Raw genomic sequence first — 12,447 nt, forward strand, 5'->3', positions numbered from 1 at the left:
GCTTACTTCTTTGTTTAGTAAAAAAACTACTTTTTTTGAATACTACGCATCAAAAAATGTATCAAACCGTTGTTTGATGCAATGCTTTAGAGCGAAACAGGTACTAGTGGTGGTTTTATGAAATAGATTTTAAATTCGGTTGATTGAGTAGAAAATAAAAGTAGCTATTGTGCCGAACCAATGTTACCTGACGTTTCTTTTTTAGTTTCTGTATGTTACTTTTTTTTCAACGTTCCACTTTTTAGTAATTTCTGAGTAAGAATATGTAATTCCTTCCTCTGATAAACTATTCACTCTAACATAAACGTGAAGAGTTTTCTTTTCACTGTCTATGTAATCCGGAAAGTATAACATTTGGTGAGATAAATATTTGTCAAGAACAAATTGTTGGTTTTCATTTTGAATGTAAAAATTATAAATTGGTCCACCGTTTCCACCTTCTTCACGTTTTATTGCGATATCTTCTTTTCCATCAAAGTTTAAGTCTGTAACTATCAAATCTCCAAAGTCATTCTCATTTGATTTTAAAAATTCATTTGCAGAATATTTTTTATTGTTAAGACATTCTTTGAAACTTTTAGATTTCAAAATAAATTCACTTTCTATTTTTATCCTTTGGATTTTTTTTAGTTTTATTTTATCATGAATTCCAATTATTATTTCAGCCTTTCCCAAATCTTTATCGTCTTTTGATACTAACATAATATCAAAGTCATAAGTTTTAGAAAGATCGAATTCAAGACAATTTTGAGCATTACCAAAATTGAAAATTATAAATCCAAATAATAAGAATAGTTGTTTTTTCATGTCGGGTTCTTAAATGCCACACAACCCCAGACTGCAAAAACCTCACACCCGAGCACTAGCGAATTGACAAAGCAATCCTTCCACCAAATATACTAAAAACAGTTCAGACCTGACAGGTTTTTAAAACCTGTCAGGTCTAGTGGTGGTTTTATTTAAAATCTAGTTTTTTGAAGGAGTTGAGCAACATTTATAGCTGTTATAGACAGTGTCTTAACTATTTTCATTTTCAATTTGGGAAATCCATATTTTCAGTCTCTTTATTTGCCTCTCTTTTTTACTGATTGAATTATAATAAACAGAAATATACATCAGGGAAAACAATACAAAACATATAATTATAGAAATTTCATAAGGAAAAACTTCGATCATTTTTTTTCCTCTTAAGGGAATTGTAGGAATTAAAAACGGAAATAAAATAACGGCTGCAATTCCAAATGGTCTCATTTTTTTCAATTTGTTAATTGAATTTTCATTCTCTATAATATCAATTTTATATTTTTCAACTGTCTCTTTTTCGGTCATTATATTTTCTATTTATAGAGTTTTTCAAGGACATTGCACATAACCCCAGACTACAAAAACATCACACTCGAGCGCTAGCGAATTAACGAAGTAATCCTTCCACCAAATATACTAAAAACAGTTTAGACCTGACAGGTTTTTAAAACCTGTCAGGTCTAGTGGTGGTTTTATGAAATAGATTATTAGTTCAAGTTTGTGGGCTCTGATTGCAAATCCGCGCGATAGGGTTGCGAATTTCTATTTTCAATGAGCAAAACGCATTAATTGTTGTAATGAGTTTTGAATATTCCGTATTTCGAGTGGCAAGTTTTTATTACAATGTTCTGCAAATTCAATCAATTCCAAAATTCTTTCATTCAATTTTGTATTAGATTTTATGCGCTGAAACATTTGACTTTTATTTTTTGAAAAAGAAACTTCTGAAAGCAAAATGATAATGTAATTGAGTATCTGTGAATCCATTTTCTCAAGTGTAATTTTTAGCACATCAAATGAACTTTCGGAAACATCAAAAATTGAAATATTAAAATCCTTTTTTATATTTAAATCTAAATCGATTAATTTCTTCACTAAGGTTTTCTCTCGCTTTTGAAATATCCATTCAAGAAATTCTGAAAACTTCTCAATCAACAATCCTATTGCTAAATTACCTGCTTGCATTTTATTTTTATAATTTATTCCGAGCTCGTTTTCACGCATTGCCTATAACCCTAGACTGCAAAAACCTCACAATCCTTAAACCAAATATACTAAAAACTGTTCAGACCTGACAGGTTTTTAAAAGCTGTCGGGTATAGAGGTAGTTTTTTTAAATAGATTATTAGTTCAAGTTTGTGAGCACGGATTGCAAATCCGCGCGATAGGGTTTATTCTGCTTTCGACATTGTCTTTTTCGATTGTGCGGAAGCTTTGTTCGCTTTAGACATTACTTTGTTTAGTTGAGACATTGTTTTGTTCAGTTCAGCCAAAGCTTTGTTCGATTCGGACATTGTCTATTCTGTTTGCGCCAATGCTTTGTTCGATTGCGCCAACGTCTTGTTCGGTTGTGCCAATGCTTTGTTCGATTGCGCCAAGGTCTTGTTCGAATGCGCCAATGCTTTGTTCGATTGCGCCAAAGCTTTGTTCGATTGTGCCAACGTCTTGTTCGATTGTGCCAACGTCTTGTTCGATTGCGCCAAGGTCTTGTTCGATTGCGCCAATGTCTTGTTCGATTGAGCCAAGGTCTTGTTCGAATGCGCCAAAGCTTTGTTCGATTGCGCCAATGCTTTGTTCGATTGCGCCAAGGTCTTGTTCGATTTTACCAAATGTTATTCTATTTCGATAATTCGATTACTTTTTTCGGTTGCGTTTGTTGATTTTCTGCACGATTTGTCATTTTGAGCAATTTCCTAAAAACTATCAGCTAACGTTTTGCAGCTTGGCGAAGTAGCGGACTTTGAAGCACTTACTTTCAATTTAGCACTAAATATCATTTGATAACCGAATGTTCAATTTAGCACTAAACCCGCCATTTTGCCAAACTGCTGTTAGCTGTTGTTTTTCTTTTTCGCAATAATTGAATAAACCGTTGCAATTTTGTCTTCCAAATGTATTTTAGCTCTATTATTGCAAGATTGTCGATTTATTTCAATATAGTTGTTTTCATTATTCATTCTTTAAATGTTTATAAACAGATGATTTAAAAGTCGAATGCTTTTAATTTAAATTTCTAAAATCATATCGTATCTATGCATTCCGATTTCATAGTAATCATTTGTTATTTTTGTTACTTTAAATCCGTACTTTTCAAAGAAACCATATGAATATTGTGTAGTATCAATGATTATAGGAAACTTTGGCTTGAGCAGTTTTATTTGTTCAATTCTATAGTTTAAAAGCTTTTCACCATAACCCATTTTATGAAAATCTTTATGAATTAATCCCCAAGCCAATGATATAATTCCATTGTTGTCTTTATCTCCAAACCCACCACAACCAATTGTTTTGTTATTATAATTAATTACATAAAATTGAGTTTTGTTATTGACGCTTTCAAGTCTTGTTAAAAAGGCTTCGAAGTATTGTATCTCTTCATTTGTGAAATACGTAGGGACATTACTCTTAAAAGCTTTTATGCAACTAAGTCTGTCTGTATTTAAATATTTTTTTATTTGTACTTCCATTTTTTTAACAGTTTACGTTTTTCAAAATAACAGCTAACGTTCTGCAGCTTGTAGCAGTAGCGTTTAAATTTACCAAAACTTTTGATTAAAAACTAACCAATACAATTACAAAAGCGATTTTCAGTAATGCCCGAAAGCCGCTATTGCTACAAACTGTGGTTGCAAGAGGTTTTTATTGTTTAGTTAATACCATATTGGCAGGAGTTTTGAAAGGTGTTGTGTCAAATGGATAACAATCTGCACCACCATTAAAATCTACTCTATTCCAAGTCAATTTTTCCACACCATTGTTGTTAGAATAAGTTAAATCAACATCTCCAATAATTCTTCTTCCACAAGGATTGTCAGTTGGTTCATCAAAATATATACTATTTCTATTCGAAAACGAACCATTGTTGCTGCTAACAAATTTATCGTTGGTTACATTATAGATTTCTACACCGTTTAATTTATATTGATAAAGACCAATAATTCTATCGTTATAGATGGTAATTTTTTTATTAGCAATTGGGGTTTCTCTGTAATACGTTTGTTTATAAAATTGTATTTTAAAATAATGTGTACCATCATCAAAAACCCAAGTACCAACATATTTGTTTAAAATGTTATTAAAATCTTTAAAATAAACATGTTTATTTTCATCAGGATTAAAGAATGTCTCAAGAGGTTTTTCAACAATAGTTTGTGAAAATCCAGATAAACCAAAATATAAGAATAGTATTTTTATTAGATTTTTCATTTTGTGATTTTTAAAGTTAAACGATTATTTTTTTTTCCAAGTATAATCTCCATTTGGACTTGATGGGTGAGGAGCAAAATAAAAATCAATACCCCATGCAAATCCATTAATAAATACAATTAAATTATTTAGTAATAATTGATTAGCTTCTGCATCGCTACAAGTACCACCGCATTCATCTATTGATTTTTTTATGACTTGACTTTCATATGCTTTTTTAAATTCTTTAAAACTACCTTGATTTATTTGATATTCATTATATAAATCTTGTAAATCGGCAACACTGCTAACTCTCAAAGCATGAACACCACTTACTGAAACTAATATTGAGCTAATATTAGTGTTTTGTGGCGAACTAGGATTTAAATTTTGTTTTTCAAGATAAAATCTTACCATCCCTATGATATCTTCGGCACTAAATATTGGGTCTAAACCTGTATGGTGTTTATGCATTCTTATTAGAGGATTATTCGTGCTAACCGGGGGAAATTGTATGCCATCAAAACCAGATGGCATTGGAAATGGTGTATATGTATCATCTGAATTTAAACTAAACTCAATTCCTTCTTCAGAGCCATTATTCAAATTAGATTTCATTTGGTCAATGGTATTTCTTAAAATGTTAGTACCATTTTCGTTTTGAGTTGTAATTTTATTTAGTTCGGGTAAACTTAAATCAATTAAGTCTCCATCGGTTGTGATTGGAGTTGTTATGATTGGTGTATTTGTATTCGTACCACCTGTGTTATTACTTCCACCTCCTCCTCCGCCACCTATGTAACCTCCAGTATTACCACTTCCAGTACCTCCTGATGATGAGCCACCTCCGCCGCCTCCTACCCAAAAACAATCTTCAGCACTAAGAACCCAAGCCTCCTCATATCCAAAATTTCCGGTAAGATCTCCTTGATCAATAGGTACCATCATTAACTCCCATGTTTGGACACAAACCAATGAAGGTAAACTTTCTGTTTGATTGTTGTAAGTTGTATATTGAACATTTCGATTTGGAATTTCCTCTTTACCAAGATTTTTGATTTCATCATAAGTGATATCATAAGTAACAATTAGAGTTTCAAAATCGCCATTAGAGTTACTTTTGAAAACAATATTTTCTAGTTTATCCTCTGTGCCAGTTCTTCTTATTCTAAATGTATATGATTGACTTCCGTCTTTTTCAATAAAAACACCATTTTCATCATCAATATACAAACCATATTGTTCATTATAAATAAGTTTTGCTTGTGTATTTTGCTTGTTTTTAGACAATGCAAATTCTTTAAAATCAGAAATAGGTTTTCTTACATTTTTGTGTTCAGGCTTTTGCATAATATCTTTGACAGATACTTTTTTGATTTTCATTTCAGATTTGTACTCAACAAAATCTTCTTGAACCTCGCAACTAAATAACATAAAAACTATGTTAAATAGTAATAAATTTTTTAAAATTCTAATTTTTTTCTTCATTTTAAACGTTGTTTTTGGTTAATGAATTTTTAGTTTTATACTACTTTTAAGCGGTATCTGGGCTAAAATCTCTTTCAACTTGTTCATATCCGAAACTAGTTTCGCTTTTATTCAATAAAAATGATTGCCAAGCAAATCTTTTTCAATTTCTCAAATATACAAATATCCTAATTTCCTCAACTCCGTATTTATACGTATTTTTTACAAACTTAAGATATATAAATTCCTACTCTTATTTTTACTAAAGCAAGCTTGTTTTACATTAAAACACATCTGCAACAACAAAAAATCGCTTTGCAAACATCAAAAACATATCTGCACAGCTTCAAAACCTCTTTGCATGCAACGAAAACATATCTGCACAGCTCCAAAACATATCTGCACAGCATCAAAACATATCTGCACAGCATCAAAACATATCTGCACAGCGTCAAAACATATCTGCACAGCATCAAAACATATCTGCACGGCGTCAAAACATATCTGCACAGCTCCAAAACATATCTGCACGGCATCAAAACATATCTGCACAGCATCAAAACATATCTGCACGGCTCCAAAACCTATTTGTTTTTTTGCATTTATGTCGAATGTTCGACACGCTATGTCGACTAGTTGCGGTAGATTGTTAAATTTTGGTATATCATACTTCTCTCTTCATACCTTAAATGCTCTTCAATGCCTTATATGGTAAAAAAAACACAGTAAAACCTCGTACCTCGTACTTCAAACCTCGTACTTCAAAAAATTAACCATCCCTTTTGTCATGTTGACGAAGGAAACATCACACACCACTTTCCCAAAACCTAAAAACACCAAACTTAAATGCCCTTCAATACCTTATATGGTTCAAATTATTTATAAAACATAGTAAAACCTCGTACCTCGTACTTCAAACCTCGTACTTCAAAAAATTAACCCAATCTTCCACCAAAAAAACGCAAACGTTCATAAAAGAAATGCAAACGTTCACGAAAGAAACGCAAACGTTCATCAAAGAAATGCAAACGTTCATCAAAGAAATGCAAACGTTCAGCAAAGAAATGCAAACGTTCATCAAAGAAATGCAAACGTTCACAAAAGAAATGCAAACGTTCAGCAAAGAAATGCAAACGTTCAGCAAAGAAATGCGTTCTTCCAAGAAAGAAATCGCTTCTGTTTTTCAATAAATTCGAAATGTTTAGAATAAAAAACGTGCTAAAACCCCAGTAAAACCAAGACTTCAACCCAAAAAGAAGAAAAATTCAAGTAAAACAACCCTCAAAAACTACTCGTCGCCATCATTTTGCAACTTAAACGGATAATCCCCAAAAAGCGATGCCAATTTTTTAGACTGATACGTCTTTTTAGTGTATTTGTTAGAAAGCGTAATGATAGTTACTTTCTCTTTTCTAAGGTTGATAAAAGAAGAAGTGTTCCCATGCCACCAACCATTATGAAAATAGAACGGTTCGCCTTCTTCAAACTCCACCATTCGGATGCCCAAACCATAGTTTTTCAAACCTTTGCTTTCATAACTATAACCTTGGTAGATTTTTTTAATCAAATCAGGATTCAAAAAGAAATCAGCATAGCGCGCCGTGTCAAATTTCAGCAAATCTCTCGGAGTAGAGTAGATGTTTTTATCACCATAAACCCCGTCCAAATAATCCAATCCAATCTCCATATTGTTGCCCTTATACGATGGTGCTACAGTGCCTTTGTGCTCCTCTATTTCAAAAACAAAAGTGTTGTCCATACCTAGTGGTTTAAAAATCATTTCGCTCATCGCTTCCGCAAAAGTCAATCCGGTAATCTTTTCGATAATTAATGCTAAAACAGCATAATTAGTATTGTTATAACTAAAACCCGTATCGGTTTTGCGCTCCAACGGAATTTCTTTTTCAACCATCACTTTGATAATATCGGCGTTGGTCAGCGTTTTTTTCTTGTCCCAATTGTTGTTTTCAAACGTAAAATAAGCATAATTTTTCATCCCACTACGGTGATTGAGCAACGTTTGTATCGTAACATCAGGATAAGGAAAGTTTTCGATGATAGTAGTTACTTTTTGATCCAACTTCAGCTTTTTAGCATCAACTAGCATAAGTGTAGCCGTAGCCGTGAGTACTTTACTTACTGATGCAATGTGAAGCGGTGTTTCTCTCGTAATTTTTTCGTCAGTACTTTTGTTTGCAAAACCCATGTAGTTCTCATAAATGATATGTCCGTTCTTTGCCACTAGGAAACTAACGTTATCATTCTTCTCTGACCAAATTTTATCAAAAAACAACGACGCGCCATATTTCTTGTCTTGAACAAAAGCAGCCGAAAGTTGAGGTAATTCTTCGGGTAGTGGTTGCATTATTGGAAGACCATTCTCGTTTATTTTAATTATTCCTTCTTCGGTCTTTTCTTGCTTAGAACAAGCAACTGCGGATAGAATTAAAACTACAAACAAAGATATATAGAGAGAGAAGCGGCGTGTCATTTTATTAAATTTTTGTGGAAAGCAAATATAATTATTCAAGATTTGGATATCGAATTAATACGACAAAGCTATCAACATCTTTTTCACAATTTTATTTTTTAAAAAAAGTTTTGAAAACGTTTTCGTTACAACTACTTTTGGCACACTCAAAAAGCATGACATGAAATTTGGAATTATAAAAGAGCGAAAAAATCCTCCTGATAGACGCGTAGTATTCACCCCAGAAGAACTTGTACGACTACAAACCGAACATCCAGAGGCAATTATAAAAGTAGAATCGTCCGACATCAGGTTTTTTACGGATGAAGAATATGCTTCAAAAGGAATAACTGTAGCCGAAGACATTTCGGATTGTGATGTTTTCTTTGGTGTAAAAGAAATTCCAGTTGATTATTTAATTCCGAATAAGAAGTACTTCTTTTTTTCGCATACGATTAAAAAACAAACCCACAATAGAAAGTTACTACAAGCCATTCTAGAAAAAAACATCGAACTCTATGACCACGAAACGATTGTTGATGCAAATAACAAACGCTTAATCGGTTTCGGACGCTATGCAGGAATTGTTGGAGCTTACAATGGTTTCCGCGGATTTGGTATAAAATATGATTTATTTACGTTGCCAAAAGCGGAAACACTAAAAAGCAAAGATGATTTAATTGTTCGACTAAAAAGACAGCTTCTTCCACCAATAAAAATTGTGTTAACCGGTCACGGAAAAGTTGGAATGGGAGCAAAAGAAATACTTGACGGCATGAAAGTAAAACAAGTTTCCGTTGATGACTTTCTAAACAAAAAATACAGCGAAGCGGTTTATACTCAAATCGATGTGTTAGATTATAACAAACGATTGGACGGAAAACAACTCGACAATACCGACTTTTATAAAAACCCACAAGACTATACATCCAATTTTGAGCGTTTTTCAAAGGTTGCTGATATCTTCATGGCAGGACATTTTCATGGAAATAATGCGCCTGACATACTTACTAGAGACATGCTCAACGCTCCAGATTGCAAAATAAAAGTAGTAGCCGATATTTCTTGCGATGTAGATGGACCAATTGCTTGTACGATCAAAGCGTCTACTATTGCCGATCCTTTTTTTGGCTATTTACCATTTGAAAACAAAGAAGTACATCATACGCATCCTGGTTCAATCATGGTGATGTCGGTGGATAATCTTCCGTGTGAACTTCCAAAAGACGCCAGCGAAGGATTTGGGGAAATGTTTATGGAGCATGTTATTCCGGCATTTTTTAATAACGATAAGGATGGCATTTTGCAACGCGCAAAAATCACCGAAAACGGAAAACTAACACCACGATTTGCCTATCTTCAAGACTATGTTGATGGAAAATAACGCATGAGTAGTTATAAAAGAAGTAAGTTTTTTTATTTTTGGATAATAATCTTCCGAAAGTGAAACATACAATTGCTTTTTTCTTCTTTTTACTTTGCTCTTGGGCTTCGGCGCAGGAGTTACTTCCGTTTGTGGAAAACTTTACAAAGAGCAACTATAATGGTGATAATCAGGTTTGGAGTGTAGCACAAGGAAGTGACAATGCATTTTATTTTGCCAACAATCATTATTTATTGCGCTACAACGGCGTTCGATGGGAAAAGTACAGTTTGCCAAACAAAACCATTATTCGTTCGGTTTTTTCAGATGGTGATAAAATTTACTCAGGTTCTTATAATGAGTTCGGCTATTGGATTAGAAAAAACGGAACGCTTCATTATACTTCGCTAACCAAAGGCAAAAATTTCTTTAGAGGTTTGTCCATCAACGAAGAAATCTGGAAAATTTTCAAACACGACAATAAAATTTACTTTCAGTCGTTCAATGATTTGTATGTTTTAGAGAATACGACCATTCGGAAAATTAGAATTCCGTTTCAGGTTTCCTATTGTTTTTTAGTGGAAGATAAAATTTATGCCGCTTCGGTAAAAGATGGTGTGTTTTTGTTTGAAAACAATAAGTTTACCAAAATAGAGAAGTGGAATTTACTCGAAAATAATATCATTCATGCCATTGATAAAGCTAAGAACAAGATGTTTTTCTTCACGCAAAAAAATGGCGTTTATTATGAGGAGAACAATACGCTAAAACCTTGGCTTCATCCAATAAACGAATTGTTGAAAAAGGAAACGATTATTACCGCTAAAGCCATTTCAAACAATCGATTGGTTATTGGAACTGCATTTCAAGGTGTGTATGTTGTTAATTTAAATGACAATTCGTATAACAACATTTCGAGAAAGAATGCATTGAAGAATAATTCTATTTTAAGCATTGGTACTGATAAAGAAAACGATTTGTGGCTCGGATTAGACAATGGAATTTCACATATTGAGATTAATTCGTCCTATAAAATATTTTCAGACAACACTGGGATTTTGGGTTCGGTTTATACTATGGCACCATTAAATAATGGTTTGCTTTTGGGCTCCAATCATGGTGTTTTTAAATACCAAAATAAGGAGTTGACTTTGCTTCCCAATTCGCAAGGACAAGTTTGGGACATACTTAAAGTAAAAGATAAGTACTTAATAGGACACAATGACGGCACTTACATTTATGAAAATAATGATTTAAAGAAAGTGAATTCCATTTCTGGTGGATGGAAGTTTTTGAAAAGCAATTTTCATGACGCTTATTTTTTAGCCAACTATTCAGGAATTGTAATTTATGAAAACCCCAACGATTTTCAGAATTTTAAACGATTTTCAAACCTTACTAAACCCATAAAAAATATTATTCAGAACAAAGAAAACGAACTTTGGGCTGTGGATAATTATAGAAGTTTGTATCGATTGCTTTTTGACGAGGATTTTAAAGTTAAAAAAGTAGAAAACATCACGCAAAAGAATAAAATCCTCAATGATTATGGTGTTAAAATGGTTAGTTTCAATAACGAAGTACTGTTTTACATCAACTCAAAATGGTATAATTACAATGCAATTTCGGATAAACTGGAGTTGAATACTTATTTTAACAACTCCTTTGCTAACATTTCAGAATTGATTTCAATTGATGATGAGAATTTTATTGTTTTAAAAGAAAAGTCACTGTTCTTAATTAATAGAGTGAACAATAAGTTCGTTTGGAACCTAATACCTGAAAAATATTATGAAGGGAAAATCATTAATCAAGATTCTAAAGTCTTCAAAGTTGGTTCTCAAATTTTATTAAATCTTGATGATGGTTTCTTTGCTTTTGAACTTCAAAAATCTAAGTTTAAACCAAATAAAAACAGCGTTAGAGTTGAAGCTATGGTTGATGGTGTTTTTATTGAAAGATCAGCAACTATTGGTCATAACAAATCAATAAATCTGGATATCATATCAGAATTTTATGGAAATTCTAAACAAGAGCTTTTCTACACTCTGGATGATACTAAAGACTTTAATTCGCTCAAGAATTCGAACATTGTTTTAAATAATTTATCAAGCGGAAGTCATGAACTTGTTATTTATTATAATGATGGTGAAAATTACGTTCAGTTATCGTCCTTCAATTTTAGAGTTGATATGCCTTGGTATATTTCTATTTGGATGATTTTAATCTATTTGTCGATAATTGGTGGTGCTTTTTATTTGTATTATAAATGGAATAAAATCAGATACATAGAAAAACTAAAACTCAAAGAAGAAGAACTCAAGCACCAAAAAGAAATTCTAAAACTTGAAATGGATGCACAAAGCAAACTGAAATTGCAAGAGTATGAAAAACATATATTAGAAGTTCAAATTCAAGCCAAAGCATCAGAAGTTGCAGGAAAATCACTTTCTATAGCCAAACAATCTGAAATGATTGAAAGCATCCAGAAAGCGTTGGAAACAGAGAATGATATGAGTAATTTGAAAAGCAGTATCAAGAAATCAATTAAAATAAATGCTATAAATAAAAACGAATGGCAGAGTTTTGAGAAAAACTTACTTCAAAGTAATGAAGAATTTGTGCAACGACTTACAAAAAAATATCCAGTACTAACTTCAAAGGATATTAAGCTTTGCATTTATCTACGAATGAACCTTTCTTCTAAGGAAATTGCTCCGTTAATGAATATCTCTTTCCGAGGTGTTGAGCTACATCGTTATCGATTAAGAAAGAAAATCGGTCTAACTGCTGATGATAGTTTATCTAAATTTATGATTAATATATAATTTTAGTTTATTTTTTATCAATACAATAATTTTAATCCTATAATTTTATTAATTATTAACTCATCACTACTACATCATTTATGATAAGTAACGATGAGTTTTTTGTGTTA

The 12,447-nt window shown here is 32.3% G+C and carries 12 protein-coding genes; 3 read left to right on the forward strand and 9 right to left on the reverse strand.

Annotated features, from left to right (window positions below; genetic code table 11):
- Positions 1-201: 201 nt before the first annotated feature.
- The 4 genes from BC748_RS07785 to BC748_RS14350 all read right to left on the reverse strand — a co-directional run bounded on the left by BC748_RS07785 (position 202) and on the right by BC748_RS14350 (position 2,318).
- Positions 202-807, reverse strand: a complete 606-nt coding sequence (locus BC748_RS07785; RefSeq protein ID WP_133532916.1) for an XAC2610-related protein — start codon at positions 805-807, stop codon at positions 202-204.
- 210 nt (positions 808-1,017) lie between these two features.
- Positions 1,018-1,329, reverse strand: a complete 312-nt coding sequence (locus tag BC748_RS07790) for a hypothetical protein (protein WP_133532917.1) — start codon at positions 1,327-1,329, stop codon at positions 1,018-1,020.
- 243 nt (positions 1,330-1,572) lie between these two features.
- Positions 1,573-1,989, reverse strand: coding sequence for a hypothetical protein (locus BC748_RS07795; protein WP_133532918.1), 417 nt, complete (start codon positions 1,987-1,989; stop codon positions 1,573-1,575).
- Positions 1,990-2,195: 206 nt separating this feature from the next.
- Entirely contained in the window at positions 2,196-2,318 is a 123-nt protein-coding gene (locus tag BC748_RS14350; RefSeq protein WP_281275073.1) for a hypothetical protein, read from the reverse strand.
- Between BC748_RS14350 and BC748_RS07800 the strand changes: the two genes are divergently transcribed.
- Positions 2,318-2,653: a ribosomal eL19 family protein gene (locus BC748_RS07800; protein ID WP_133532919.1), complete on the forward strand. Its 336-nt coding sequence runs from the start codon at positions 2,318-2,320 to the stop codon at positions 2,651-2,653. The genes BC748_RS14350 and BC748_RS07800 overlap by 1 nt on opposite strands.
- A gap of 376 nt (positions 2,654-3,029) precedes the next feature.
- Here BC748_RS07800 and BC748_RS07805 read toward each other — a convergent pair whose 3' ends face one another.
- The 5 genes from BC748_RS07805 to BC748_RS07825 form a co-directional block, all read right to left on the reverse strand.
- A complete protein-coding gene (locus BC748_RS07805) occupies positions 3,030-3,491 on the reverse strand; it encodes a GNAT family N-acetyltransferase (RefSeq protein WP_133532920.1) in 462 nt (153 codons plus the stop codon).
- A gap of 172 nt (positions 3,492-3,663) precedes the next feature.
- Positions 3,664-4,230 carry a DUF6705 family protein gene (locus BC748_RS07810; RefSeq protein WP_133532921.1) on the reverse strand — a complete coding sequence of 189 codons (567 nt, stop codon included), beginning with the start codon at positions 4,228-4,230 and terminating at the stop codon, positions 3,664-3,666.
- 24 nt (positions 4,231-4,254) lie between these two features.
- On the reverse strand, positions 4,255-5,697 hold the full coding sequence (locus BC748_RS07815) for a hypothetical protein (RefSeq protein ID WP_133532922.1): 1,443 nt from the start codon (positions 5,695-5,697) through the stop codon (positions 4,255-4,257).
- Positions 5,698-6,611: 914 nt separating this feature from the next.
- Positions 6,612-6,863 carry a hypothetical protein gene (locus tag BC748_RS07820; RefSeq protein WP_133532923.1) on the reverse strand — a complete coding sequence of 84 codons (252 nt, stop codon included), beginning with the start codon at positions 6,861-6,863 and terminating at the stop codon, positions 6,612-6,614.
- 101 nt (positions 6,864-6,964) lie between these two features.
- Positions 6,965-8,167 (reverse strand): serine hydrolase domain-containing protein, encoded by a 1,203-nt coding sequence (locus tag BC748_RS07825; protein ID WP_133532924.1) that lies wholly within the window; start codon positions 8,165-8,167, stop codon positions 6,965-6,967.
- 160 nt (positions 8,168-8,327) lie between these two features.
- Here BC748_RS07825 and BC748_RS07830 point away from each other — a divergent pair, with 160 nt between their 5' ends.
- Both BC748_RS07830 and BC748_RS07835 read left to right on the forward strand, forming a co-directional pair.
- The gene (locus tag BC748_RS07830; RefSeq protein ID WP_133532925.1) at positions 8,328-9,530 is read left to right on the forward strand and encodes an NAD(P)-dependent oxidoreductase; all 1,203 of its coding nucleotides are present in this window, start codon (positions 8,328-8,330) and stop codon (positions 9,528-9,530) included.
- A 59-nt stretch (positions 9,531-9,589) separates the two neighbouring features.
- The gene (locus tag BC748_RS07835; protein WP_133532926.1) at positions 9,590-12,337 is read left to right on the forward strand and encodes a helix-turn-helix and ligand-binding sensor domain-containing protein; all 2,748 of its coding nucleotides are present in this window, start codon (positions 9,590-9,592) and stop codon (positions 12,335-12,337) included.
- The last annotated feature ends 110 nt before the right edge of the window (positions 12,338-12,447 follow it).

This window comes from Flavobacterium dankookense (genome assembly GCF_004362665.1).
Classification (GTDB): Bacteria; Bacteroidota; Bacteroidia; order Flavobacteriales; family Flavobacteriaceae; genus Flavobacterium; species Flavobacterium dankookense.

What these genes read in the sequence shown, in the direction of transcription:
- BC748_RS07785 (WP_133532916.1), bottom strand. Translation starts at nt 807, where the DNA reads ATGAAAAAACAACTATTCTTATTATTTGGATTTATAATTTTCAATTTT.
- BC748_RS07790 (WP_133532917.1), bottom strand. Translation starts at nt 1,329, where the DNA reads ATGACCGAAAAAGAGACAGTTGAAAAATATAAAATTGATATTATAGAG.
- BC748_RS07795 (WP_133532918.1), bottom strand. Translation starts at nt 1,989, where the DNA reads ATGCAAGCAGGTAATTTAGCAATAGGATTGTTGATTGAGAAGTTTTCA.
- BC748_RS14350 (WP_281275073.1), bottom strand. Translation starts at nt 2,318, where the DNA reads ATGTCCGAATCGAACAAAGCTTTGGCTGAACTGAACAAAACAATGTCT.
- BC748_RS07805 (WP_133532920.1), bottom strand. Translation starts at nt 3,491, where the DNA reads ATGGAAGTACAAATAAAAAAATATTTAAATACAGACAGACTTAGTTGC.
- BC748_RS07810 (WP_133532921.1), bottom strand. Translation starts at nt 4,230, where the DNA reads ATGAAAAATCTAATAAAAATACTATTCTTATATTTTGGTTTATCTGGA.
- BC748_RS07815 (WP_133532922.1), bottom strand. Translation starts at nt 5,697, where the DNA reads ATGAAGAAAAAAATTAGAATTTTAAAAAATTTATTACTATTTAACATA.
- BC748_RS07825 (WP_133532924.1), bottom strand. Translation starts at nt 8,167, where the DNA reads ATGACACGCCGCTTCTCTCTCTATATATCTTTGTTTGTAGTTTTAATT.
- BC748_RS07830 (WP_133532925.1), top strand. Translation starts at nt 8,328, where the DNA reads ATGAAATTTGGAATTATAAAAGAGCGAAAAAATCCTCCTGATAGACGC.